This is a genomic window from Halomonas colorata, assembly GCF_014897985.1.
Taxonomy (GTDB): Bacteria; Pseudomonadota; Gammaproteobacteria; order Pseudomonadales; family Halomonadaceae; genus Vreelandella; species Vreelandella colorata.
The window spans coordinates 76,732-101,174 of the sequence record NZ_JABUZA010000004.1 but is presented as its reverse complement, the minus strand read 5'-3'; the positions used below and the strand labels follow the sequence as shown (position 1 = coordinate 101,174).

The following is a 24,443-nucleotide window of genomic DNA, read 5'->3' as shown; positions in this document are numbered from 1 at the left end:
TTGGTGAATAAGCTTAAGGGGATACGGCTATTTGTTTTTCGGCCTGCGGATTAAGCCTGAACGCTGGCCCTTGAGAGAGGCATCCCACCGACTATGCTCTTTTTGATTTTCATCAGGGTAGCGTAAAGAGGCTAGGGCTTGTTTTTGATCTTCTAGTTGGGAACTCAGCATTAGCGTATGTTGGAAGAGCAACTGGTGAGCTTCCGCCAACAGGGTCATGCTATCGACCTCAACGGACGTAGTCATATTCAACGCATTGGCAAGTATGTCAGTTTGCTGTTGAACATTATGCAACACTTCATCAATTTTCAATGCACTGATATAGCTAACCGTCTTTAACTGATAAAGCACTGCAGCTAGCTGCGACGCTGGGCTTCTTGATAACCAGGCATCAGCAATTGGCCCCGACAAGCGAATACAGAGTAACGCTTTGTCGTTCAATAGAAAGCTTTCATGGCTTTGGCGTATGGTCATAACAGTATGGTCGGGCATCCCCCACTTGGCTGCCAGCCATGCGCCAACCAGCGTATGGTCACAGCCAAAATATGCCTGCTCTGACAATGTTATTTCACCATGCGATAGCGCAGTATCTGCGTATAACGCTTCCGCTTCCTCAGGGTAAGCGGCTTGCAGCGCCAATATGCCAATATCTTGTAATAACGCCAGGGTAAATGTACTGCCACTTTTGTCAGGACATAGCTGCTCAGCTAGATAACGGGCTACCAGGGCTGAAGTGATAGCCCGCTGCCACGTCCGGTTACGATAATTGCCTCCTTGGGCATATTGAAACAGGGTAAAGCCCAGCACCACTGCCAACGTGGCATTTAAACCCAAGCGTTGCATGGCTTCTATACAGGTATGGATGGAAGTTGAGGCGCGCGCGTAATAGGCGCTGTTCGCCAGTGCAACCAGGCGCATAGTAAGCGCAGGGTCGTGCTCAATTGCCTTGGCGTAATCATTTAAAGTTGCTCGAGAGGAGCGGGCTATATCAAGTACCCGAAGCGCAACAGACGGTAAAGCAGGCAGGCTTTTACATTGCAAAAGCGACTTACTCAAAAAAGCTGGCAGCTCGTTGGTGAGTGCCATATAAAGCGAATCGCTTGGGGATGATAGGCCCGTCATGTGGTCTCCTCATTCGCTGTCAGCGTAGCGGGCGGTAATAATATTGATCCAATATCATATACTTCCTAAGCGTTAACGTCTTCTGTAAAGGCAAAGAATACCGAGATAATAGTTAACGTTAAGGAAGATTGAAACTCCGTGGTTAACGGCGAGCATGTTTGTTTTACGCTAAAAACGATAACTAGTATTGTACCGGCTCATTAAAATATGGCCTGCCAAACCAAGTTGCCTCCCACCAAAAACATCGCAAGAATGACCAGCTGATAAAACAGCTTTTCATTGACGCGGCTTTGCAGCCAAAAGCCGTTACGTACGCCGATCCAGGCGATAGGTACCAGCAGTAGTGAGGCCCAGGCGCTGGTGACGTTTACCTCTCCCAGCCACAGATACGGACCTAGTTTGATCGCATTAACTACCGCAAATGAGACGGCGCAAGTGGCAATAAACGTCTCTTTGGGGAGCTTGCGTGGCAGCAGATAAAGATTCAACGGTGGGGCACCGGCATGAGCAATAAAGCTGGTAAAACCACATACGCTGGCGGCAGGCAGCGCCCAGCGGGTGGAAATGGGCTTTTTGGCCACTGGCTTGAACAGCATATAGGTGGCAAACAACAGCGATATCCCCCCAAGCACCAGGCGTATTCCCTGTTCGCTCAGACGGTCAAATAGCAGCGTGCCCACCGCTACGCCAACCAGTAGGCCCGGCAAAAATCGCCATACTTCGGCCATATCATGCTTGCCCCACCACGCCTTTACCGCAAACACATCCATTACTAGCAGCAATGGCAGCAGAAGGCCAGCCGCCTGGGTGGGGCTGATCGCCAGTGCCATCAGCGGTACCGAGAGTGTGCCGAAACCACCGGCAAAGCCCCCTTTGGAAACACCTGTTAAGTAAACGGAAAATACGATTAACAGCCAAGCGATAGTTGAGTAATCAGGGAGCACGGCAATTCCTTGGCAGTCGCGGAAAAGTACAGCATTTAATGTGAAAAACCCTGCATTATGCAGGGTTTTCAATCACGTTGAGGTATGTGCGAGATAAATACTAGCAGGCGAATAGGTCTGTATCCCACCTACCTTCTTGGTAAGCTACGCTCACAGTATAATCAACGTGGCGAGCCCCAAAAAGGATAGAAAACCAACCACATCGGTTACGGTCGTCAAGATCACTGCACCCGATAAAGCGGGGTCAATCTGAAGTCTTTTCAAGACTAGGGGGACCAGTACGCCTGCGATGTTAGCCAGGCTCATGTTGATAAAAATTGCCAGGGTTATCACCAGCGTGATCAGAGGGTCGCTAAACCAAACATAGGCAATTAGCCCGACCACTAATGCCCAAACCAGGCCATTACACATGCCTACCCATAGCTCTTTATTGTAGAGCCAGCGTTTATTGTTACCTGCGAGCTGGCCCAGCGCTAAACCGCGTATAACAACGGTCAGCGTCTGACTACCAGCAATACCTCCCATGCTTGCGACTACCGGCATCAAAATGGCCAGGGCCACAATTTGTTCCAGCACGGCCTCAAATTGCCCGATAACAAACGCTGCTAGAAAAGCGGTCAATAAATTGATACCCAGCCAAATGCCTCGGCTTTTGGCACTGCGCATAATCGGGGTAAAGACTTCCTCTTCATCACTGACGCCTGACATATGCTTAAGCGTCATGTCGGCATCATCCTGGGTGATTTCTAATACGTCGGCGGCGTTTAGTTGTCCGACCAATAAGCCGTCGCTATCGCATACGGGTACAAAGTGAAGTTCTTTGGAGCGCAGCAGCGCCGCCGCATCGCTGACTTTCATTTGGTCATTAAGGGTAAAAAAAACATTTATGTAATCATCAACCACGGCATCCTGCGGCTGCTTGATTAAATCAATGAGGGTTAAGGTGCCTAGTAACCGCTTATCCTTATCGGTGATCATGATCTGCTGCGACTCATCGTCAAGCAAATGATGAATTCGGATATAGCGTTGCACAGCTTCCAACGACACGCCTTGTTTTACGTTAACGGTTTCTGGGTCCATATAACGACCCACTACATCATCCTCATAGGCATGAAGATTTTCGACCTGGGCGCGAATCTCTTGGTCCAGACTGGCGTAGACGCTGGTTTTTATGGACTCAGCAGCAACGTCCAGTACTTCTGCAACCTCTTGAGCATCCAGGCCTTTAACAATTTGCTCAACGTCACTGGCCGATAAATCTTCGATATAGTCGGCACGAATATCTTCGTCAACTTCCGCGAGAACCTCGCCGATCACCTCGTCCGGAATAAACTCCCAAAGAAAATCGCGTGTTTTGGCCGGGAAGGATTCAAGTGTTCGCGCAATGTCTAACGTATCGAGTTCAGTGAAAAACTCGTGTAGAGCTGCTGTTTCTGGGATGTCTAAAAGCTTTTGAAGGTGAAGCAGGAGCTCTTCGTTATTGGTATATTTTTCGTCATCGCGCATAGCGTCCGTCCTTTTTGGAAACTAGGTGTTGAAGGCAATAAAATTGCAAACTCTCGGCGGCTCGCTCTGTTGAGTTTATAGGCTGGTTGGATTGAACGCCACGCGCTGCTGAGCGGACACGGATGACACATCGCTACCTATCATTGCAGCGGTAACATCGGCCCAGGCCAGCAAGGGGCCAGCCTACGTACTCTCGCCCACCTGAAGCGTAAAGTTCACGTCGTGCTGGCGGCGGTAAACGCTTTTGCCGCTTAACCTGCGAATGAGTTCTTGCGCGGCCAGGCGGCCCATGTCTTCGCGTGGAGAGAGGATAGTAGTAAGTTTTGGGGTGATATGTTGACCTAGCGGTAAGCCGTTGAAGCCCGCAATGGCGATATCGCCAGGCACCTGGAGGCCCTGGCGCTGGGCGGCCAGCAGGGCACCTGCGGCAAGGTCGTCGTTGGCAAAATGGATGGCCTGAGTAGCAGGATAGTGCTGCAACACTTGGGCCAGACTTTCTGCCCCCGCCTGTAGGGTGCCCAGCGTGTCCATTTCTAACAAGGGGGCCTCCAGTCCCTTGGCCTTCAGCACCGCTTTGTGCCCCTCATAGCGCATTCCCGCGCGATAATCATGGGAGAGCCGCGCGCCAACATACACAATTCGCTGGTAGCCTCTATCGACAAGGTGGCTGGCCATGCAGCGACCGGCAGCCACATGATCCAGCCCAACGTTAAGATCTATGCCGTTACCAAGCTCCATCACCTCCATGATCGGATGGCCCCAGTTGGCTAAGAGCGTATGACATGCATCGTTATGGCGTAGCCCGGCGGTGACCAGGGCCGAACATGACCAGCCTAAAAACGTACGCACCAACTGATACTCACGGTCCAGATCATAATCAGTATTGCCGAGCAGGATCTGATATCCCTGCGCTTCCAGCGTTTCCTGCAGGCCTTTGATGACTTCCACAAATACGCTGTTGATCAGCGATGGCACGATGACGGCAATCAGCCGAGAGCGTGAAGACGCCAGGCTTCCCGCTATCAGGTTGGGCACATAGCCCAGGCGCTCTACGCTTTCCAAAACGCTTTGACGGGTACTGTTGCTTACTTTATCAGGGTGGTTCAGTGCTCGAGATGCCGTAATCGGGGAAACCCCTGCGGCCTGCGCCACCTGGCTGAGCGTGATTTGATCGGAGCGACGGCGTGACTTGTTAGCGGCCGGGAGGTCTTTAGACATTAGTCACACGTCCTTGATGTTCAACTTGTCGATAAGCTGAGAGTAATCTAGAAGTAATGGTAGCGCTATCATGACAGCGCTACCATTTTCCTTGTTAAGGTGAACGATCAGAACAGATTCAAGGGAAAAGTAAGGCATCGCAACGCCAGCAATTCATACAACAAAAGCGAGGTGTCGACCGGTGAGTCAACACGATAAGCAATCACTTCAAGTAGGCGTTATTGGCTTGGGTGCGATGGGGATGGGCACCGCTACTACCTTACATCACCAGGGATTTAACGTGACTGGATGTGATATTGCTGCTGGGTCACGCGATGCTTTTGTCGCGGCAGGGGGCAAGAGTGTGGCAACCCCTATGGAGCTCGCTCACTGTCATATTGTGCTGGTAGTGGTCGTCAACGGTAGCCAGGTTGAGCAGGTGCTGTTTGGTGAGCAGGGCGTCGTTGAGCATCTAGCGCCAGGCAGCCTGATCTTGCAGTGCGCCACGGTGGCGCCCAGTCAGGCGAAACAGCTGGGCGAGCGCTTGGCGGCAGAGGGATTGATGATGCTGGACGCACCGATTAGCGGCGGTGCTGCAAAAGCCAAAAGCGGTGAGCTATCAGTGATGGCATCGGGCGCCGCGGAGGCATTTAGCTACGCAAGTGACGTGCTTGATGGCATGGCCGCCAAGGTTTATCGCCTGGGCGATGACCCCGGCGTGGGCTCCAGTATGAAGCTGGTCAATCAGCTGTTGGCAGGCGTACATATCGCGACCGCCGCTGAAGCCATGGCGTTGGGTATTCGGATGGGGCTTGATCCCGAGGTTATCTTTGAGGTGATTACTCACTCGGCGGGCAATTCCTGGATGTTCGAAAATCGCGTGCCCCACATTCTTAAAGGTGACTACACGCCGCTTTCGGCCGTAGATATCTTTATCAAAGATCTCAATATTGTGCACCAGACCGGGCGCGAGCTTTCAATGGCAACGCCGGTTGCCGCCAGCGCGTTGCAGCAGTTTACCTCGGCCAGTGGGGCAGGCTTCGGTCGAGAGGATGATTCTGCGGTTATCAAAGTCTATCAGCGGCTATCAGGTATTACGTTGCCTGAAGCGGCTAACGATGCTCAGGAAACCTAGAATGAGCATGGAGCAGAGCATAGCCCCTGAAACGATAGCCCCTGAAACGATAGCCCTTGAAACGATAGCCCTTGGAGCTATCGCCGACGACTTTACCCGGGGCAACGGATCTTGCCAATAACCTTGTACGTGGCGGTATGCGCTGTCTTCAGATGATCGGCGTGTCATAGGAGGCGCCAAGAGGCTGATGCGGTAGGGTAGCCTTGACATCGCACTCCTGTCCGATTGACGAGACCATTACAGCTAAAGATAAAAACAAAGAGGTATCGATACACCATGATTCGATTAGCCGCCAACCTTAGCATGCTGTTTAACGAGCACGATTTTATGGACCGTTTTTCGGCGGCGGCTGATGCGGGGTTTAAAGGGATCGAATACCTGTTTCCCTACGCCTATAGCGCTCGAGAGCTGCGCCAGGCACTTGATGAAACACACTTAACGCAAGTGCTGTTCAACTTGCCGCCGGGGGATTGGGACGCCGGTGAGCGAGGCCTTGCTAGCCTGCCTGGGCGCGAAGCTGAGTTTCGTGATTCAGTCATCGAGGCGCTACGTTATGCCGAGATGCTCAACTGCCCACACGTTCACGCCATGGCGGGCTTGCTGCCTGAAGGTAGCGATGCGACGACCCAGGCCGATCATCAGGCTACCTATCTGCGTAACCTGCGCTACGCCACTACTGAGGCCGCCAAACTGGGCAAGGACATATTGATCGAGCCTATCAATACCCGCGATATGCCCCATTACTTCTTATCAAGACAGGCGCAAGCCATGGCGGTATTGAAAGCGCTGGGGGCGAGTAATCTGAAGCTGCAGTTTGATCTCTATCATTGCCAGATTATGGAAGGGGATCTCATCCGCCACCTTGAGCACCAGTTTAGCGCTATCGGCCATATTCAGGTGGCGGGAGCGCCGGAACGGCACGAGCCCGATGTTGGCGAGGTCAACTATCCGGCGTTATTTACCAGACTTGAAGCGCTGGGCTATAGCGGTTGGGTTGGCTGCGAATACAGGCCAGCCGGCGATACGCGCCAAGGTCTGGGCTGGGGGCGACATTACGGGCTTCGCACATGAGTGAGTAGCCAAACATGGTCTTAAACGCTAACAACCAACAATTAAAGCGAGGACACCTGAATCATGCATATCTTAATCACGGGCGCCGCCGGTTTTCTGGGACAGCGCCTTTTACATCGTCTGATCAACCGTAAAGAGCTGTGCGGTCAGCCGGTCACCCACTTGACCCTGGTCGATCAAACCCAGGCTGCCGTACCCGACGCGTCTGATATAACGATCCGTAACGATGCTGTAGATATTACTGCTTCAGATGCCCTGGGTAGTGCGCTTGATCGAAAGCCCGATGTCATCTTCCACCTGGCTGCGGTCGTAAGCTCCGCAGCGGAGGCCGATCTGGATCTGGGGATGGCGGTCAATTTTGATGCCACTCGTGCTCTGCTGGAAGGTTGCCGTGCCCGGGGTTTGCATAAGACGCGCCTGGTCATGGCAAGCTCCGTGGCGGCTTACGGCGGGGATCTACCCGATGTGCTGGATGACATGACGGCTTCGCAACCGCAGACGTCTTATGGCACGCAAAAAGCAATGTGTGAGCTTCTAATCAACGACTACAGTCGACGCGGCCTGATTGACGGCAGAGTACTGCGTTTGCCGACTATTGTGATTCGCCCAGGGCGGCCGAATGCCGCGGCGTCGAGCTTTGCGTCCAGTATTCTGCGCGAGCCCTTAAACGGTGAGGAAGCCATTTGCCCCGTACCGTTGGATCAGGCGCTTTTCGTGATGTCGCCGGATAAGGTGATCGACGCGTTGATACATGGCGCCGAAGTGCAGGAAGAAGCGTTGGGTAAGTTTCGCGCTTTTATTTTGCCGGGTATCACGACCGATGTTTCCGAAATGCTTGAGGCATTGCGCGAGGTGGCGGGCGATGAAGCGGTGGCGCGTGTACGGCATGAACCAGACCCACGCATCGAACCCTTGGTGGCAAGCTGGCCCGCGCGCTTTGAAACGGCTAAAGCGAACCAACTGGGTTTTGCCGGGGACCGGGACTTCAAACAGATTATCGATGCCTATGTAGCAGAGCATCGTTAATGGATCTTCGCCTGCCTAGCGGGCGAGCAATAAGGGGCTACTACTCCCCATCGTTCTTACCAATAAATACAATTAGGAGTATTACCATGACCATTCGTTTCGCTCGGCGTACGCTTGCGACCGCCATCGGCACCGCTACGACGCTTGCCCTGGCGGGCCTGGCATTTCAGGCTCAGGCCGCCACAGAGGTAAGTGTGGGCTACGCTATCTCCAGTGACTCTCACTATGGCGCCGGTTCGCGGGCATTTAAAGAAACCCTCGAAGATCTCTCTGATGGGGCTTTTACCGTAACGGATCACCCTAGCGGCTCGCTCGGTGGGGAGCGGGCCATGATCGAGGGGCTGCAAATAGGCACCGTCGATATAGTGATTACTTCCTCCGGGCCATTGGGTAACTTTGTCCCAGAGACGTATGTTCTCGACCTACCGTTTTTGTTCACCAGTTACGAACAAGCTCGCTGCGTACTTGATGGCGAGATTGGCCAGGAACTGCTCGATAAGATGGGTGACCATGACCTGGTCGGCCTGTCCTGGTCGGAAAATGGCTTTCGCCACATTACCAATAGTCAAAAAGCTATCGACACGCCTGAAGATGTACGTGGCCTGAAAATTCGTACTATGGAAAACCGTATTCACCAGCAGGCCTTTGAAGGGTTAGGGGCAAGCCCAACGCCTATGGCGATGCCGGAGCTGTTTACTGCCTTGCAACAAGGCACGGTGGATGGCCAAGAAAACCCCATTACGGTGATTGTGGCTGCGAACCTCTATGAGGTGCAGGATCAGCTATCGCTGACCGGGCACGTTTATTCACCTGCCATTGTGCTCGGCTCACCGGTGCTAATTGATGGGCTGAGCGAGGAGGAGCGTGAATGGTTTAATGAGGCCGCTCAAGCCGCTACTGAAGCTACCCGCGCTGAGGTGTCACGTTTGGAAGAGGAGGGCGTGGCTTTCCTACAAGAGCAGGGTATGACGGTCACGGATAATATTGATCCAGCACCGTTCCAAGAAGCGGTAGAAGCCGTGCATGCTGATTTTATTGAGCAGTATGGCGATGAGATGTTAGAGCGCATTCGTAACAGTAGCTGCTGAGCCCATCCCGTGGCGCCTTTGGGCGCCACTTTCCCATAACCTGACGGGATGAGGTGATTTATGGTGTCCTGGTTTCTGCGTGTCGAGCATGTGTTGACTCGGCTGGCGCTGGCGATCGCTATTTTGATGTTGATCGTTTCAGTGTCGTTGGGGTTCTATCAAGTGCTTACACGATTTATCTTCAATGCGCCCTCGACGTGGTCGGAGACGCTGTCACGGGCGACGATGATCTGGTGCGTGTTTATGGCCGCAGCCGCCACGTTCCGCGGCGGCTTTATGATGGCCGTAGAGGTTATCTACAAGCTTGTGCCCAAGCCCACCCTGCTGGCGCTTGAATGGTTTATCGGCCTGTACTGTCTTCTGGTGCTCTTTGTATTGGTGTTCTACGGCATCCAGATGACCCAGCGGGTTAGCAATCAGACGCTGTCCGCACTCGAGGTCTCGATGTCCTGGGCATATGCAGCTATTCCCGTAGGCAGCGCCTTTGCGATGCTGGCCGTTATTGCGCGGCTGCTGGCCCAAAGCTGTGGTCTTGAGCCCCTGGGGCCGATGCACGACGAGGCAGCGGAGCCAGAGGAGATCGCCACGTCCGCTGCCCAGCCCGACGGGAGTTCATCTGCGATTTCCGTTACTACGCATAAAGAGTCTCGCTTATGAACCTTGCCATTGGTCTGTCGCTATTGATTTTGTTCGCCACCGGCGTGCCGATCGCGATCTCTATTCTGCTGGCATCGATAATTGGTATCGAGTTTTTCTCGCGTTTTCCTTTGATGATGGTGCCCCAACAGCTGTTTGTAGGGCTGGATAACTTCCCGCTGATGGCGATTCCTTTTTTCATCTTGGCGGGCAACCTGATGGCGGCCGGTGGTATCTCTAGCCGACTGGTTGATCTGGCCAAGTCAATCGTGGGCGGTGTTCAGGGCGGGTTGGCGATGACCTGCGTGCTGACCTGCATGATGTTTGCGGCAGTGTCAGGTTCCAGTGTGGCGACGACCTTTGCTATCGGTGCGATCCTTATTCCAGCAATGGTCAAGCACGGTTACCCCAAACCCTTGGCCGCCTCCATCCAGGCTTCATCGGCAGAGCTGGGGGTGCTGATTCCGCCCTCTATTCCCTTGATTCTATTTGGGGTAAGTACCAATACCTCGATTGGTCAGCTGTTCATTGCAGGCATTGGCCCAGGGTTGTTGGTCGGCGGTGCGCTGCTGGTGTTTGTGTATATTTTCTGCAAGCTGCGCGGTTTTGGTCTTCAAGATCGCAATGACCGTACCCGCTTCACGACGGCCTTCCAGCGCGCCTGGGCGGCGATGCTGATGCCGGTGGTGGTCATCGGCGGCATCTATGGCGGGATTTTTACCCCTACTGAGGCCTCGGCAGTGGCGGTGTTTTATGCCTTGGTCGTCGGCGCTTGTTACCGTGAGCTTAAGCTTGCCGACCTGATGCCCGTGCTGCGTCAAAGTGTTGTGTCTACCGCTGCGGTAATGCTGATTATCTCAGCGGCCGCTCTGTTTAGCTTTCTGATCAGCCGCTCCGGTCTTCCCGCCCAAGTCGCCGCTGGGGTCACCGCCATGTTCGAAAGCCCCTGGGCTTTTTTGCTGGCCGTTAACGCCCTGTTGCTTGTGGTGGGAATGTTTATTGAGACCGGTGCAGCCATCCTGGTACTGGCCCCGATCCTAACCCCGATTGCCATGCAGTTTGGCGTTCACCCAGTGCATTTCGGGCTAATCATGGTGGTCAATCTGGCCCTGGGAATGATTACTCCGCCGCTGGGCGTAAACCTGTTTGCCGCCTGTGCAGTGGCGAAGATTTCCATTGATCAGATGCTGCCCTGGCTGGTGCGCTTTGTGCTGGTGGTGCTGACGTGTCTGATGGCAATTACCTATATGCCCTGGATCTCCATGGGCCTGGTTAACCTATTGTATGGCTAGGAGTTTGTTGATGATTGATTTTCCCGAATTTCCACCCCAGGCGGCGCTGATAGGCAATACCTGGATTGATACCGGCGCGACACTACCGGTAGAGGCGCCCGCCCGTGGCGACGTTGTTGCGCACATTGCCCGCTGCACGCCCGAGCACATTGATGATGCCGTCACCGCGGCGCGGCGCGCCTTTTCTGGTGAGCTGGGGGAGTGGGCTCACTGGAGTGCCCGCCAGCGCAGTACCTGGCTATTTGGCTTTGCTGATGCCATCGAGGCCAACCATGAGCATCTATCGGCGTTAGAGTGCCTGGACACGGGAAAACCCTTAACCCAGGCGCGCGCGGATATTAAAGCCTGCGCCCACTACTTTCGCTTTTACGCCGGTGGCGCCGATAAATTACATGGCGAGACCCTGCCTTATGAAGAGGGCTACACCGTCATGACGCTGCGTGAGCCGTATGGTGTTTGCGCCCAGATTATTCCCTGGAATTACCCGTCACAGATATTTGGCCGCTGCGTGGCCGCCGCCTTGGCTGTTGGCAATACCGTGGTTCTCAAGCCTGCCGAAGATGCCTGTTTGAGCGTCTTGAGCCTGGCAAAACTGGCAATAGATAGCGGCTTGCCAGCCGGAGTGCTCAATGTGGTGCCGGGGCTTGGGCGTGAAGCTGGTGCCGCCCTGGCCGCACACTCGGGTATTGATCATCTCTCGTTCACCGGCTCGCCTGAGACCGGCACCCAGGTAACCCAGGCGGCGGCAAAGCACCACGTGCCCGTCACGTTAGAGCTGGGCGGCAAGTCGCCGCAGATTGTTTTTGCAGATGCTGACCTTGATGCGGCTTTCGAAGCGGTGGTGCGTGGGATTATCCAGAATGCCGGGCAAACCTGCTCGGCGGGAAGTCGTCTGTTGATACAGCGCGACATATCGCAAGCGTTTACGGATCGTCTGATAGAGCGCTTCTCGACACTGCAGTGTGCATCGGGCGAGGAAGACGCTGACTGCGGCCCGTTGATCAATGCCCGCCAAAAATCACAGCTCGATCAACGGCTAGCCGCGGCTGAAGCAGACGGTATTCACGTTGCGGCAAGAGGGCAGCTCGCTAAAAACACCTCCCCGGCCGGGCATTTTGTGGTTCCGCATCTACTTACCGATATTCCCGATGATCATGATGTGCTGCGCGAAGAGCTGTTTGGCCCCGTGCTGGCTGTCCAGATATTCGACGATGAAGCACAAGCGCTGCGCCTGGCCAATGCAACCGATTTCGGGCTGTGTGCCGGCGTCTGGACGCGCGACGGTGGCCGCCAATTACGCTTGGCAAGAGGCATTCGCAGTGGCCAGGTTTTTATCAATAACTACGGTGCGGGCGGCGGTATTGAACTGCCTTTCGGCGGTGTCGGGCGCTCAGGATTCGGGCGGGAAAAAGGCTTCGAGGGGCTGCGCAGCTATACCCGTATAAAAACGGTCGCCATTCGCCATGGCTAGAAAAAAATCATAATTAAATCAGGTTAGGAGCTTATTTATGAATCAATCCGTTCGTACAGAGCACCGCATCGGCATGGTAGGTGTGGGGTTAATGGGCCACGGCATTGCCAAGAACATTCTTAACGCGGGGTATTCCCTGGCCTTTCTGGACCACCCTGGCAACCAGCCCGTGGACGACCTGCTGTCAGCGGGCGCCGTGCCGTGCTCAAGCGCCCGGGAAGTGGCCGAAAAAGCCGACGTGGTATTGCTGTGCGTAACGGGGTCGCCCCAGGTGGAGGCCGTGCTGTTTGAGCCAAATGGCGTGCTGGAGGGACTCGCTCAGGGCGCCATTGTGGTGGATTGCTCTACCTCGTTGCCAAGCTCCACAGCTAACGTCGCCGCCAGGGTAGATAAAGCGGGTGGCCATCTGGTCGACGCGGCGATGACGCGTACTCCCAAAGAAGCCGAGGAGGGGCGCTTAAACCTTATCGTCGGTGCCCATGAGACGCTATTTGAAGCGTTGCACCCGCTACTCGCAAGCTTCGCTGAGGTCATCACCCACGCAGGAGATGTAGGCTCAGGGCATACCCTTAAGCTACTGCATAACTACGTGTCGTTGGGCTTTTCAGCCGTATTGGCCGAGGCGACTGCGGCTTCCCGGCGGGCGGGTATCGATGACCACGCTTTTCTGGAGGTCTTGACCAAGGGCGGCGGGGGCGGAGTGGTGCTGGAACGGCTACGCCCCTTTATTGAATCAGGCGATGCTTCGGGGTTTCGGTTTAGCGTGGCGAACGCGCATAAAGACCTGGGCTACTACCACACCATGACCGATGAACTTAATACGACAAGAGGCTTGGCTGGCGCGGTGGCGGCACTGTATGCCGGTGTGGAGGATCAGACCATGGCGGTGCCGGAGTTGATTCGCCTGCTTGAAACGCGCAACGAATCCTGATGCGGTACAAATTCGCCAGGCGCATAGCTTGGCTGAATGGGTATCAGCTATCGTCAGTGGTAATCGATAAGGGCAAAGCTCAATGAGCTTTGCCCTTATGTTTTAAATGCTCTTACTGAATAGCTTAATCCCTTGGAAACCGGGCTTCCAATTCAGCAACCTGTTCAGGCGTCAGCGCACGTGGGTTTTCACCGCGCAACAGCAGAAACAGCTTCGCTGTTTCCTCAAGCTCTTCGGTGGCATACACTGCTGCTTCGAGATTTTTACCAGCGACGACCGGGCCGTGGTTGGCAAGCAGCACGGCGCTGTGCTTGCCTGCCAGGCCGCGTACCGCTTCGCCCAACTGCTGGTCGCCCGGGATGTGGTAAGGCACCAGGGGAAGCTTGCCCACGCGCATCGCGTAATAAGCGGTGAGAGGCGGAATGCAGTCGCAGGGGTTGATACCCGGCAGGCAGGAAACCGCCACCGAATGCGTGGAGTGCAGGTGAACGATGGCGCCGGACTGAGGGCGCTCATCGTACATCGCCATATGCAGAAACTGCTCTTTGGTGGGCTTATCACCACTGATCAGTTGGCCCTGGGTATCCAGATGTGAGATGCGTGCAGGGTCCAGGCGCCCAAGGCAGGCGTTGGTAGGCGTCATAAGCCAGCCACCGTCATCCAAGCGCACGCTGATATTGCCGCTTGAACCCATGGTCAGGCCGCGATCAAACAGCGATTTCCCCAGCGTGCTGATCTGTTCGCGCAGGTGGTTCTGGTCGTGAGTGCTCATGCCAATACCTCAAACGCTCGGGTGAAGAAATCAACGCCCCCAAAGTTGCCTGACTTGAGCGCCAGGGAAAGCGGCGCCTCGCGGTTAGCTAGTGTCGCTTGTGTCCAGGGCACGCCGGGATCAATCTGCTCGCCAATACGTAGCGCTGAAATGCCCAGGGCAGATACCACTGCCCCCGAGGTTTCACCACCGGCAACCACCAGTCGGCCAACGCCTTCATTGACCAGAGTAACGGCAAGCTGGCTTAACGCTTCTTCGACTAGCTGGCCAGCTTGCTCTACGCCCAGTTCCGCCTGAGCGGCCTTGACCTTTTCAGGATCGGCCGAGGCGTAGATCAGAGCAGGTGCATCTTGTTCAAGGCGCTCGAACGCGAAGGCCAGCGCCTGTTCCCACTGTTTATCGCCCTTGGCCAGGGCCTGGGGGTCAAGCGCAAAGCCCGCGCCAGGATGACGGGCCAGAAAATCAGCGACCTGAGCAAGCGTTGCTCGTGAGCAGCTGCCTGACAATACCAACATATTGCCAGAGGCAGGCTGAAGGCGCCCTGGCTCGGCAATTTCGGCAAGCCAACCCTGTTTACGGTACTGGGCAGGCAACGCCTGGCCAAGCCCTGAGCCGCCGGTTACCAGAGGCATCGTTACCGTTGCCTCCGCTAATACGTCAAGATCGCTGTCATCGACGCTGTCGCAAATGACATGGCGTATGTTTTCAGCTGCTAAAGCGTCAAGGTGTTGACGAGTAGCCTCGCCGCCTTTGGCTAGCATAGCGCGGTTGGCCAAACCAACGGCGTGAGAGGTCTGACGTGAAAGCACGCGAACCAGATCCGCATCGGTCATGGGCGTTAACGGGTGGTGCTGCATGCCGCTATCGTTAAGCAGGCGGTCGCCAACGAACAGGTGCCCTTGATATACCGTACGGCCATTAATCGGAAACGCCGGGACCATCACGGTTTGCGAGACGCCGAGTCGATCAAGTAGCGCATCTGCAACCGGGCCGATGTTGCCCTTGTCGGTTGAATCAAAGGTCGAGCAGTATTTAAAAAATATCTGCCGTGCACCTTGTTCACGTAGCCATTCAAGAGCTGCTAGTGAATCGCTAGTAGCTTCTTCAACCGGACAGGAGCGCGACTTGAGCGCCACTATCACGGCATCTACGTTGCTTAAGTCGGGTGGGGTGGTCGGCACGCCGATGACCTGAACGCAGCGCATACCGCCGCGTACCAGGTTGTTGGCAAGGTCAGTGGCACCGGTAAAATCGTCGGCGATAGCGCCCAGTACGATGGTCATAGCATTCTCCAGGATACGGGCTTCAGGTAGTGGCCTTGCGATGTGCGCGTTTGATCAGCGGCGTAATCAGCGTGACGGCCAGCAGAATGAAAGCAATACTCAGCAGTGTGGCGCTGATAGGACGATCAATAAAGATGCTGAAGTCGCCTTGTGACATGGATAGTGCCCGGCGCAGCTCGCTTTCTGCGATAGGGCCCAAAACCAATCCCAAAATAATCGATACCAATGGAAAGTTGATTTTCTCAAGCAGATAACCCAACACGCCAAAGCCCATCATCAACCATACATCAAACATAGAGTTGCGCACCGAAAAAGTCCCCACGATGCAGCACATGATAATGATGGGGCCAAGCGCGGAATAAGGTACATTCAGCAATTTGGTAAACAGCACGATGAACGGCTTTGAGAAAAGCAGAATCATGAAATTGACGATAAACAGCCCGGCAAATACCGCGTAGATCAGGTCACTGCTGGTCAGCATAAACATTGGCCCAGGCTGCAGGCCATGCATGATAAAAGCGCCCAGAATAACGGCCGTAGTGCCACTACCCGGAATACCCAGCGCAAAAAGCGGCACCAGTGCACCCATGGCCGCTGCGTTATTGGCAGACTCCGGGGCGGCAATACCTTCCGGCGCGCCCTTGCCAAATTTCTCAGGATGCTTGGACCAGCGGACCGTTTCACTATAGCTCACCATCGCCGCGGTACTGGCACCGATACCCGGCAGGATACCGATGACGACCCCGATAATGGATGAGCGTGACAGGGTCATGCCAATCTGGCGCAAAATGGGAAGATCAAAAATCTTTACCTTCACCTTTTTCAGCGGTTGATGGCTTTCATGGTCCAGCGTGCGTTTCATGACTTCTGACACGGCAAACAGGCCGACAATAACCGGAATCAAACCCACGCCTTCGGCCAGATTAAGATTGCCAAAGGTAAAGCGGCTGGTGCCGGTGAGCGGATCAATACCAATAGTGGCAATGAATAAACCTAGCGCCGCACCAATCAAGCCAAATATGAGACGACCGCCTAATGAAGCTACCACGGTTAAACCGAGTACCGCCAAGGCAAAGTACTCGGGAGATGAAAACTTCAAGGCCATTTTGGCCAGCATGGGCGTGAATATAATCAGTGCCACGGTGCCTACAAGCCCGCCGATAGCCGAGCTTAAAACGCCGATGCCTAAGGCTTTGCCTGCTTCGCCACGTTGCGTCATGGGATAGCCGTCAAACGCCGTCATTACCGCTTCAGGCGTGCCGGGAGCCCGGTAAAGAATAGCGGTAATCAGACCCGAAAAGACCGTGGCGCCATAAATAGCGGTCAGCACCATAAAGGCCGTGGTCGGCTCCATGCCATAAGTAACCGGCAGTAGGATAACCACCAGAATAACGCCGCTGATGCCGGGTAGTGCGCCGCCAATAAAACCGATAAACACGGCAGAGGTTAAGAGCAACAGGTTGAGTGGCTGCATCACCACGGCTAACCCGCCCAAAAAATGTTCTAGCATAGTCGACTCCCTAGAAGGTTGGGTCGGTTATGGGGCAGCCTTACGGCATGGGGATACCGAGCAGCGAAACGAAAACGCCCTGCATCAGTACGCCAGCAATAACTAACGTAATGGCAATGGTCAGCCATGAGCGGGCACCCAGAAGCAGTGTGCCAATAAAGGTAAATATCAGGCTGGCGATTAAAAAACCGACGCTGTCCATCAAGAGCGTGTAAGCGATAGCCGCCGCTATAAACCACCAGTGACGAGTGCGTCCAAGGGAGAAACGTGACGAAGATAGCGCTGTTTCAGCCGCGGTGTCCGACGTGGACTGATGCTCAGTGGCTAATGCCTTCTTGCGGTCACTCCATGTGATGGCGAGCAGTATAAGGCCCAGCGTAAACAGAGCGATCAGCAGTGTTAATGGCCAAACGCGAGGCCCGATAAACGTGGACACTTGAGCAGAGCTTGGGAATTGCAGCGTGGGATAAAGACTCACCACCGCGAGTGACACGACCCCCAGCGCAAAAAGAGTGATCCTGGCGTGCATGGTAAACCCTGAAGGGGACAGTGAAAGGTCGGCCCCATAAGGCCGATCTTTCAAATGGATACAGGAGGGGCATGCCCCTCCACTCACCAGTAACTACTGGTTTAGTCGTTTTGCAGCAAGCGTGAGTAAAGCTCATAGTTGTTCTCAAGCCGCTGGCGGTATTCGTCGCTACCCATCCAGCCTGCACGGTAGTCAAGGTTTACACGCTCCGCGTAGCTCTGATACTCCTCGGAGTCGTAAACATCCTTGAAGGCGCCTTCCAGACGTTCCAGAATCGGCGTTGGCGTATCAGCATGTACAAAAATGGCGCGATCGTTACCGTCGGTCAGATCCCAGTCGTTTTCAACCGTGGTCGGCACATCCGGGTAGTCTTCAAGGCGCTCATCGCTGAAAACCAGAATCGGCATCATCTGGCCGGCTTCGATGTAGCTTAATAGTGGGCTCAGCGAGGTGGTGGTCGCATCAATATTGCCGCCCAGCACGTTAGCAGTGGCATTGCCGGTGCTGTCATAAGGGATAAAGTTCATGTCCAGACCCGACGCATCACGCAGCGACAGGAAAGCCACGTGGTCAGGACTTGCCGTATGGGTACCCCCAACGGTGACTTTGCCAGGATTTTCCTCAGCGTATTTCACGAATGATTCAAAATCAGGAAAACGCTCCGGATTAACAAAAAGCGCCATTACGTCAGACTGCATACGCGCAACCGGCGTTAACTGATCCAGACCCACTGGGTTCTGGCCCGCCGCAAGTGAGGTCACAAGCGTCGTGGAGGCAAAGTCCAGAGTGTGGCCATCAGCCGCGCTTGTCGCGGTACGCTGGTGGGCTAAAGCGCCGGACGCGGCGGGCAGATTTACTACCGTAATGCGCGCGCCGCCAATAGCTTCTTCAAACATCGGGCGAACGACCCGAGCGAAGTTATCAGTACCACCGCCAGCACCCGCGGCTACCAAGAACTGGATCGGCTTGCTGGGGAAGTTATCGGCATCGCTTGCACTTGCGCCGGTAGCCGCACCGAGCATGGCAAGACCTAGAGCAGCGTATTTAACACTATGTTTAGTAATCATAATTTTCTCCATGGTGATTGTTATTGCTTTTAGGGGCCATCAATACAGAAAGTAGGCACTTTAAAAGGCGCTCTACCGCTAGTTACTGGCTGTCGGCTGTAAAAAACAGATCATCCTGTTTAAGACGAAGCTCATGTAATCGGGAAGATGGTAGCGTGACATCGGCTAGGGTAATGGGTTGATTAGGCGCAATATCGCGAATAACGTCGGCGCCTGGTAACAGATAAAAGGGGACTTTTGCGCCATCGGAAAGCGCCGCAGCGGGGTGAAGCTCTGGACGCAGCCCTTCGATGTGCCGATGGTGGCCTTTCATCTCAAGGCGTTGGCCCGCTTTGATCGCTTGAGTGGCGCGCGCGGTCAGATCGAATTTAGGCGTGGTGGCATGACCGCCACCGGACGTTAAGCCGTTGAGTACCACATCGAGCAGAGAAATGGGCGCTTCCAGGCCCAGCAAATGGCGCGGCAGATAAACCATGGCGCTATTGCCGCTGCGGCTTAGTACGTGACCTTTATCGCGCAGCAGTGTCCAGACATGCGGGTCTTCACAGCGCACCACTACAAACACACCGCCAGCAAAGCTCAGCTCGTCTGGACGGCGCAGGCAGTTAAAGACTTCAAGGCGCTGGTTACCTTTTAGAACACCGCCCTCTGCCTGGGTATCCAGAAGTGTGGGCACTTCTGTGGTTCGCAGTACCATGGCATGAAATTCGGGCAGGTCAGGCTGCAGGCCGGTTGCGTTGGCAACGTTGACCATCTCACATAGGTCAGGCACTGAAATCTGCGGAATAGCGGATAGAGCCTCGCCGCGGGATTTGACTGTGGCGCGTGCATCGCTATCGTCAAGCTTCCAGAGTGCGGCCATTTCAGTGGCATCGTACTGGGTGCCGTTACAGGTTACGGTGCCTTGCGCTTCATCCCAGATAAAGTCGTATTCACTACTCTTGCCAGCAGAAATGATCTCAAACCCCAGCGTTCTAGCCCATGTGACAAGGCCAATCAGCAGGCTTGGCTGGTCGCCATCCAGCGGCGTGAAAAGACGCCCCTGGTCTTCGGCCAAGCGAGTCAGGTAAGGCCCGACCACCGATTCGGTTTCCTTGGTGGCAATACCGACATGTTTACCCGCCAGCAAGGCCGCTTCTGCATAACGGGCGCCGACATCAGGAATACCGGTAGACTCAACCAGAATATCGAACGGAAGTGCCGCGACCGTTTCGAAAGAAGCCGTGGCAATAAAAAAGCCTTTCTGCCAAGCGTCTTCGGCATCGCTTTCAGAATGGCATACCATTATTTGCGTGTCGGGAATACCCGCATGGCGCAAGGCTTCAGCCGCCTTTTCAGGATTGATATCGATCGCAATACGCGCCGACAGTCCTGGCATCTGGCGGGCTTGACGCAATACGCCACGACCAAAATCACCAGCACCCGCGATACAGGCTTCAACTACCTTGGTCGTATCAAAGTGTTGTAAGTAATTCATATGTAAAAGGTATTTCCTGTTTAGGTCAGAGCTTTCTGAACGGTGACCATGAACGTATTGATGTTTTTTTGTCACGCAAACGTAGTATACAGATGCTGAAATGTAGTGGTATACCATTTTTTGGGTCAATATACGTGGCCTAGTACTTTAGTATTGCCATGTTTGTTTATCCGATTAAATTGTTGATTTAATTAAATTATTTAATTAATTAATATTTTTCTATATGCGTTATTATTTGAAAGGAAATTTTTGGTATGCCATTCTTGGTGGTCGCTAATTAAAGTGAATAACTCCATGGAAGATATCGCCCCAATCAATCACGCCGGGCTTGTTGAAAAAGTCGCGCATTACTTACGCGAACATATCGTAATGGACCATTTTCAACCGGGGCAGCGGTTACCCGAGCGTACGCTGGCCGTTGAACTGCAGGTCTCGCGCACGCCGCTACGCGAGGCGCTCAAGATTCTCGCGACAGAAGGTTTAGTGGTGATTTCCCCCAACCGCGGGGCGGTGGTGGCTGAGGTCAGCGCGGCTGATATGAAAGAGAAAGCGTATGTTTTGAGTGTGCTTGAACAGGCGGCAGCCGAACTCACCTGCGTTATTGCCAGTGATGAGGATATTGCTGAGTTTCAAGCGCTGCATTATGAAATGAAAGCAGCCTTTCTAAGGCGCGACCGACAGAACTACTTTCGTTTGAACCAGGATATCCACAACCGTATTGTGGCTTTGTCAGGTAATACGACGCTGATTGACATGCACGCCACGCTTAGCCGGCAGCTATACAGGGTGCGGTATCTTTCTAATCAGAAAAATGAGAAATGGGCAACCGCCATGGAAGAGCACGAGGCCATTCTAAAGGCGCTGGAGGCTCGTGATGGCGTACGCGTTGGGCGCGAGTTGCGCAACCATTTAGGCAAAACCTGGATAAAGTACGCCAACGGCGAGCCGGTAACTGGCTAGCTATTGAAGATGAGACAAAAGCGTATAAAAAACGGACCAGTAAGTAACGTCTTTATGGGTAAGCTAAGCATCTCACTGCCCGGTAATGCTCTATTGAATATGCCCTTCCAGTTACTATCGGCGCTTCAACAAACGTCAGCTGACCTAAAGTATCCGTTTATGATGCCGATATTACTGACGCGCTATTAACTTTCGTAATTCAACTGATGGGTCAGGTATCACATGAGTGGTACCGGTGATGATCCAGTAAGTGCTGCTGAAAGGCATACTTTTAGCCTTGGCTTACGTATGTAAATAGTTGTTTTTCTTTCCCTCCCTTCGCTCAGATAAGTTCGACGAAAAGTTGAGCCTGCTCATCATGGCGACGCCTCCCCTGGAACGCTATGACAACCCCTTTGGGCTGGCTTGAGACAATCGCTAATCCTTGTTGCATCCTGGAGCATTAAAAATGCAGTTTAGACATTTATCAATCAGCAAACAGATTGGGCTGGGCTTCCTGGTCGCTGTGCTGTTTTTGGTCCTTAGTGGTCTGTTGAGTTCGTTTAGCCTTCGAAACGTTAATCAAACTATGCAATCCCTTTATGAAGATCGCGTGGTTCCATTACGGGGGCTCAAGATTATTTCCGATGCTTACGCGGTTAATGTGATTGATGCCGTCAATAAAGCCAATGCGGGACTGATTACCGCTGAGGAGGCATTGCAAGCAGTGCAAAACGCACGTGAGGTCATTGATCACGAGTGGGCATCTTACATGGCGACGTCACTTACTCCCGAAGAAGCAAGTATGGCTTCTGAGGTGCAAAAGCGCAATAGTGCCTTGAGTGCTTTGGAAAATACGCTACAAACCTACTCCGGTATGGTCGGCGGTGAGTTGAACGCGTACAACGGACAGCTCTATTCATCTATTGATCCTATTAGCAGCGTCATCAGCGAACTCATTGACCTGCAGCTGACTGAGGCCAGGCATGGTATGGAGCGCGGTGATGCTCAGTACCGTACGTCCATGATGGAAACGATTGGGCTAGGAGCGGCAGCTGTACTGATATCAATATGGGTCGCTATTGTTATTACACGAGGTATTACCCGCCCACTGGGCCAAGCGGTCAACCAGGCGCAAGCTGTAGCGGAAGGTGATCTGTCTGGCAGTATCGAGCCATTCTCAAATAACGAGATTGGCCAGCTCCTGATGGCTCAGAAAACCATGGTCAATAGCCTGGCCGGGGTAGTTTCAGAAGTGCGGAGTAATGCAGAGAATGTGGCAACGGCCAGTGTTCAAATAGCGCTGGGCAATAACGATTTGAGTCAGCGCACTGAAGTGCAAGCTTCGGCAATTGAGGAAACGTCAGCTTCTATAGAGCAGATGGGATCAAGCGCTACGCAAAATGCGGACAATGCGCATACCGCCAGTCAGTTGGCCGTCAGCGCAAGTCACGTGGCGAAGCAGGGCGGTGACGTGGTTGAAAAGGTGGTACATACCATGCGAGATATCAACGACAGCAGCCGCCAGATCAATGATATTGTTGGTGTTATTGATAGTATTGCATTTCAGACCAATATTTTGGCACTGAACGCTTCAGTTGAGGCCGCCCGAGCGGGAGAACAAGGCCGTGGTTTTGCGGTTGTGGCTAGCGAAGTTCGCAATTTGGCTCAGCGTAGCGCTGGAGCGGCAAAGGAAATCAAGGAACTGATCGGCGTCAGCGTTGAGCGTGTTGAAAAAGGATCAGTGTTGGTTGACCAGGCTGGCACCACCATGCAGGAGATCGTCACGTCGATTCAGCGGGTCAGTGATATCGTCAGTGAAATCAGTGATGCAAGCAACGAACAAAGTACCGCAGTTGGTCAAGTAAGTGAGGCGATTAACCAGATCGATCAGACAACTCAGCAAAACGCTGCTCTAGTTGAGGAGTCTGCCGCGGCGGCTGCTAGCCTCAAGAGCCAGGCGCAGCTGCTGGTTACCGCCGTTGAGCGGTTTAAGCTGGCTAATCATCAGAGTCTCAGCTCACATACCGAACAGACATATTTGCCGAGCAACTCGCATTATTGAAGCTGTGCAGGCACTTTTCAGGCAGAAACTAAGACGCTATCTGATCATTGATAGATCGTTTAGCCCACCAGTCGGTTCCACGTGTACGTTAGTCGTTTAGCGTAGGTTCCGACCGTGTGACTAGCCATATTGCCACGCCTATCAAGAGCGCGATAATACTCCACCGTAACCAGCTGTTACTCAAATGCAGTAGGATAAATAGCGCGCTTGCGCTAATCATGCTTACAGCAATAAATTTGGCGCGCCGGGAGATCGCCCTCTCGCGCTCCCAGTTATTGATAAGCGGCCCTACATAGCGGCGCGAGCGAATCCACGCTTCAAAACGTGGTGATCCTTTAGAGGCGCAGTAAACGGCGCCCAGCATAAACTCAGTGGTCGGCAGCAAGGGCAAGAAGATACCGATGACGCCAATGCCGAAACTCAGTGCAGCAAGGCCTACCCATAAGGCACGTACTAGCGTGATGGGTTGCTTTGAGTGGCGCTTTTGGGGCGAGCCGATGGGTGATTTCTCGTTCATGTATCCAGCTTCTCATGGATAACCGTGATTAGCGATGCGCCAGGTCAGTTTTGACAGGCTAATACGTTAATGCGCTAAGCATACTACGCCGTATTTAAAACTGCTTAACTCTCTCGACGCATTAGCGTGCCAGGGCAAGAAGCGGAGGAGACGCTGCGTGGTTCGCGGTCGCTTGAAACTCTGCGCCGTACACATCAGCGATGCGGGCGGGGGTTAGCACGTGATGCGGCTTGCCGTAGGCTATACGCTGCCCCTGATGAAGTAGCCACACCCCGTCGGCGTAAGTAGCGGCTAGGTTCAGGTCGTGTAGGACACATACGATGGCCATATGATGCTGTGTGGCCCAGGTGCGTAGTTGACGCATTAGCCGCTGCTGCTGGCCAATATCCAGCGCGCTAGTAGGTTCATCCAGCAGAAGCAGGCCGCCATCCTTTGCTGTGTTTGAGCGCCGCGAGAGCAACTGGCAGGCGCCGCGGGCGATCATCACTCGCTGGCGCTCGCCGCCCGAAAGCGAGAGTACGCTGCGCTTGGCGAGCGGGACGAGGTCCAGGTCATTGAGCAGTTCGGCGATGAGTGCTTTTTCAGGGTTGCTCCCCAGACACACCAATTCTTCCACTCGCCAATCGAACCCGACAGGTTCCTGCTGAGCGACTAGCGCACGGCGGTTGGCGAGCGCGTTGACCTCCCATTCATGCAGCAAGTGGCCATCCAACTGTACGCTGCCCTGTTCGCAGCGGCGATAGCCTGACAGCATGCTGAGCAGCGTGCTCTTGCCCGCACCATTAGGCCCTACAATCGCGAGCAGTTCGCCCGGGTGGATATCGCCATCGAAAGGCGCTAGTGCGGGAATCGAGGTGAACCCCGC

At 54.1% G+C, this 24,443-nt stretch carries 21 protein-coding genes and 2 pseudogenes; 11 read left to right on the top strand and 12 right to left on the bottom strand.

Going from position 1 to position 24,443, the window contains the following annotated elements; all coding sequences use genetic code 11:
* Positions 1-27: 27 nt before the first annotated feature.
* The 4 genes from INT33_RS03660 to INT33_RS03645 form a co-directional block, all read right to left on the bottom strand.
* Positions 28-1,122, bottom strand: coding sequence for an HDOD domain-containing protein (locus INT33_RS03660; RefSeq protein ID WP_193091133.1), 1,095 nt, complete (start codon positions 1,120-1,122; stop codon positions 28-30).
* Positions 1,123-1,322: 200 nt separating this feature from the next.
* Positions 1,323-2,066, bottom strand: a complete 744-nt coding sequence (locus INT33_RS03655; protein WP_193091132.1) for a sulfite exporter TauE/SafE family protein — start codon at positions 2,064-2,066, stop codon at positions 1,323-1,325.
* 150 nt (positions 2,067-2,216) lie between these two features.
* The gene (gene mgtE / locus INT33_RS03650) at positions 2,217-3,572 is read right to left on the bottom strand and encodes a magnesium transporter (RefSeq protein ID WP_193091131.1); all 1,356 of its coding nucleotides are present in this window, start codon (positions 3,570-3,572) and stop codon (positions 2,217-2,219) included.
* Positions 3,573-3,755: 183 nt separating this feature from the next.
* A complete protein-coding gene (locus INT33_RS03645) occupies positions 3,756-4,790 on the bottom strand; it encodes a LacI family DNA-binding transcriptional regulator (protein WP_193091130.1) in 1,035 nt (344 codons plus the stop codon).
* Positions 4,791-4,971: 181 nt separating this feature from the next.
* Here INT33_RS03645 and ltnD point away from each other — a divergent pair, with 181 nt between their 5' ends.
* The 9 genes and pseudogenes from ltnD (at position 4,972) to INT33_RS03605 (ending at position 13,419) form a co-directional block, all read left to right on the top strand.
* Positions 4,972-5,904: an L-threonate dehydrogenase gene (gene ltnD, locus INT33_RS03640; protein WP_193091129.1), complete on the top strand. Its 933-nt coding sequence runs from the start codon at positions 4,972-4,974 to the stop codon at positions 5,902-5,904.
* 7 nt (positions 5,905-5,911) lie between these two features.
* Positions 5,912-6,143, top strand: a pseudogene (locus INT33_RS21555) (four-carbon acid sugar kinase family protein); the annotation flags it as partial.
* A gap of 37 nt (positions 6,144-6,180) precedes the next feature.
* Positions 6,181-6,975 (top strand): 2-oxo-tetronate isomerase, encoded by a 795-nt coding sequence (gene otnI, locus INT33_RS03635; RefSeq protein WP_193091128.1) that lies wholly within the window; start codon positions 6,181-6,183, stop codon positions 6,973-6,975.
* A gap of 63 nt (positions 6,976-7,038) precedes the next feature.
* Positions 7,039-8,001: a D-erythronate dehydrogenase gene (gene denD, locus INT33_RS03630; protein ID WP_193091127.1), complete on the top strand. Its 963-nt coding sequence runs from the start codon at positions 7,039-7,041 to the stop codon at positions 7,999-8,001.
* A gap of 86 nt (positions 8,002-8,087) precedes the next feature.
* Positions 8,088-9,089: a TRAP transporter substrate-binding protein gene (locus tag INT33_RS03625; RefSeq protein ID WP_192536661.1), complete on the top strand. Its 1,002-nt coding sequence runs from the start codon at positions 8,088-8,090 to the stop codon at positions 9,087-9,089.
* A gap of 60 nt (positions 9,090-9,149) precedes the next feature.
* Positions 9,150-9,746 carry a TRAP transporter small permease gene (locus tag INT33_RS03620; protein ID WP_226940059.1) on the top strand — a complete coding sequence of 199 codons (597 nt, stop codon included), beginning with the start codon at positions 9,150-9,152 and terminating at the stop codon, positions 9,744-9,746.
* A complete protein-coding gene (locus INT33_RS03615) occupies positions 9,743-11,017 on the top strand; it encodes a TRAP transporter large permease (protein ID WP_193091126.1) in 1,275 nt (424 codons plus the stop codon). The genes INT33_RS03620 and INT33_RS03615 overlap by 4 nt, the downstream gene beginning before the upstream one ends.
* A 10-nt stretch (positions 11,018-11,027) precedes the next feature.
* Positions 11,028-12,488, top strand: a complete 1,461-nt coding sequence (locus INT33_RS03610; RefSeq protein ID WP_193091125.1) for an aldehyde dehydrogenase family protein — start codon at positions 11,028-11,030, stop codon at positions 12,486-12,488.
* Between the two features lie 37 nt (positions 12,489-12,525).
* Positions 12,526-13,419, top strand: a complete 894-nt coding sequence (locus INT33_RS03605) for an NAD(P)-dependent oxidoreductase (RefSeq protein WP_193091124.1) — start codon at positions 12,526-12,528, stop codon at positions 13,417-13,419.
* A 124-nt stretch (positions 13,420-13,543) separates the two neighbouring features.
* Here INT33_RS03605 and otnC read toward each other — a convergent pair whose 3' ends face one another.
* The 6 genes from otnC to INT33_RS03575 all read right to left on the bottom strand — a co-directional run bounded on the left by otnC (position 13,544) and on the right by INT33_RS03575 (position 20,057).
* Complete coding sequence (otnC, locus tag INT33_RS03600; RefSeq protein WP_193091123.1) at positions 13,544-14,191, bottom strand: 3-oxo-tetronate 4-phosphate decarboxylase; 648 nt, start codon at positions 14,189-14,191, stop codon at positions 13,544-13,546.
* The gene (gene otnK, locus INT33_RS03595) at positions 14,188-15,474 is read right to left on the bottom strand and encodes a 3-oxo-tetronate kinase (RefSeq protein ID WP_193091122.1); all 1,287 of its coding nucleotides are present in this window, start codon (positions 15,472-15,474) and stop codon (positions 14,188-14,190) included. Before otnK ends, otnC begins: the two co-directional genes overlap by 4 nt.
* 22 nt (positions 15,475-15,496) lie before the next feature.
* The gene (locus INT33_RS03590; RefSeq protein ID WP_193091121.1) at positions 15,497-16,984 is read right to left on the bottom strand and encodes a tripartite tricarboxylate transporter permease; all 1,488 of its coding nucleotides are present in this window, start codon (positions 16,982-16,984) and stop codon (positions 15,497-15,499) included.
* A gap of 40 nt (positions 16,985-17,024) precedes the next feature.
* Entirely contained in the window at positions 17,025-17,513 is a 489-nt protein-coding gene (locus tag INT33_RS03585; protein ID WP_193091120.1) for a tripartite tricarboxylate transporter TctB family protein, read from the bottom strand.
* Between the two features lie 101 nt (positions 17,514-17,614).
* On the bottom strand, positions 17,615-18,580 hold the full coding sequence (locus INT33_RS03580; protein ID WP_193091119.1) for a Bug family tripartite tricarboxylate transporter substrate binding protein: 966 nt from the start codon (positions 18,578-18,580) through the stop codon (positions 17,615-17,617).
* An 82-nt stretch (positions 18,581-18,662) separates the two neighbouring features.
* The gene (locus INT33_RS03575) at positions 18,663-20,057 is read right to left on the bottom strand and encodes an NAD(P)H-dependent oxidoreductase (RefSeq protein ID WP_193091118.1); all 1,395 of its coding nucleotides are present in this window, start codon (positions 20,055-20,057) and stop codon (positions 18,663-18,665) included.
* Between the two features lie 294 nt (positions 20,058-20,351).
* Here INT33_RS03575 and INT33_RS03570 point away from each other — a divergent pair, with 294 nt between their 5' ends.
* Entirely contained in the window at positions 20,352-21,017 is a 666-nt protein-coding gene (locus INT33_RS03570; protein ID WP_192536652.1) for a GntR family transcriptional regulator, read from the top strand.
* Between the two features lie 448 nt (positions 21,018-21,465).
* Entirely contained in the window at positions 21,466-23,061 is a 1,596-nt protein-coding gene (locus INT33_RS21435) for a methyl-accepting chemotaxis protein (RefSeq protein ID WP_193091117.1), read from the top strand.
* An 88-nt stretch (positions 23,062-23,149) separates the two neighbouring features.
* On the opposite strand, the gene INT33_RS03560 is transcribed toward INT33_RS21435, so the two are convergent.
* Together INT33_RS03560 and INT33_RS03555 are read right to left on the bottom strand one after the other, a co-directional pair.
* Entirely contained in the window at positions 23,150-23,578 is a 429-nt protein-coding gene (locus tag INT33_RS03560; protein WP_193091116.1) for a YbaN family protein, read from the bottom strand.
* Positions 23,579-23,699: 121 nt separating this feature from the next.
* Positions 23,700-24,398 (bottom strand): annotated as a pseudogene (locus tag INT33_RS03555) (ATP-binding cassette domain-containing protein); the annotation flags it as partial.
* Positions 24,399-24,443: the final 45 nt, after the last annotated feature.

Excerpts from the sequence above, each read along its gene's own strand:
- INT33_RS03660 (WP_193091133.1), bottom strand. The coding sequence starts at position 1,122 with ATGACGGGCCTATCATCCCCAAGCGATTCGCTTTATATGGCACTCACC.
- mgtE (WP_193091131.1), bottom strand. The coding sequence starts at position 3,572 with ATGCGCGATGACGAAAAATATACCAATAACGAAGAGCTCCTGCTTCAC.
- INT33_RS03645 (WP_193091130.1), bottom strand. The coding sequence starts at position 4,790 with ATGTCTAAAGACCTCCCGGCCGCTAACAAGTCACGCCGTCGCTCCGAT.
- otnI (WP_193091128.1), top strand. The coding sequence starts at position 6,181 with ATGATTCGATTAGCCGCCAACCTTAGCATGCTGTTTAACGAGCACGAT.
- denD (WP_193091127.1), top strand. The coding sequence starts at position 7,039 with ATGCATATCTTAATCACGGGCGCCGCCGGTTTTCTGGGACAGCGCCTT.
- INT33_RS03625 (WP_192536661.1), top strand. The coding sequence starts at position 8,088 with ATGACCATTCGTTTCGCTCGGCGTACGCTTGCGACCGCCATCGGCACC.
- INT33_RS03620 (WP_226940059.1), top strand. The coding sequence starts at position 9,150 with ATGGTGTCCTGGTTTCTGCGTGTCGAGCATGTGTTGACTCGGCTGGCG.
- INT33_RS03615 (WP_193091126.1), top strand. The coding sequence starts at position 9,743 with ATGAACCTTGCCATTGGTCTGTCGCTATTGATTTTGTTCGCCACCGGC.
- INT33_RS03610 (WP_193091125.1), top strand. The coding sequence starts at position 11,028 with ATGATTGATTTTCCCGAATTTCCACCCCAGGCGGCGCTGATAGGCAAT.
- INT33_RS03605 (WP_193091124.1), top strand. The coding sequence starts at position 12,526 with ATGAATCAATCCGTTCGTACAGAGCACCGCATCGGCATGGTAGGTGTG.
- otnC (WP_193091123.1), bottom strand. The coding sequence starts at position 14,191 with ATGAGCACTCACGACCAGAACCACCTGCGCGAACAGATCAGCACGCTG.
- otnK (WP_193091122.1), bottom strand. The coding sequence starts at position 15,474 with ATGACCATCGTACTGGGCGCTATCGCCGACGATTTTACCGGTGCCACT.
- INT33_RS03590 (WP_193091121.1), bottom strand. The coding sequence starts at position 16,984 with ATGCTAGAACATTTTTTGGGCGGGTTAGCCGTGGTGATGCAGCCACTC.
- INT33_RS03585 (WP_193091120.1), bottom strand. The coding sequence starts at position 17,513 with ATGCACGCCAGGATCACTCTTTTTGCGCTGGGGGTCGTGTCACTCGCG.
- INT33_RS03580 (WP_193091119.1), bottom strand. The coding sequence starts at position 18,580 with ATGATTACTAAACATAGTGTTAAATACGCTGCTCTAGGTCTTGCCATG.
- INT33_RS03575 (WP_193091118.1), bottom strand. The coding sequence starts at position 20,057 with ATGAATTACTTACAACACTTTGATACGACCAAGGTAGTTGAAGCCTGT.
- INT33_RS03570 (WP_192536652.1), top strand. The coding sequence starts at position 20,352 with ATGGAAGATATCGCCCCAATCAATCACGCCGGGCTTGTTGAAAAAGTC.
- INT33_RS21435 (WP_193091117.1), top strand. The coding sequence starts at position 21,466 with ATGCAGTTTAGACATTTATCAATCAGCAAACAGATTGGGCTGGGCTTC.
- INT33_RS03560 (WP_193091116.1), bottom strand. The coding sequence starts at position 23,578 with ATGAACGAGAAATCACCCATCGGCTCGCCCCAAAAGCGCCACTCAAAG.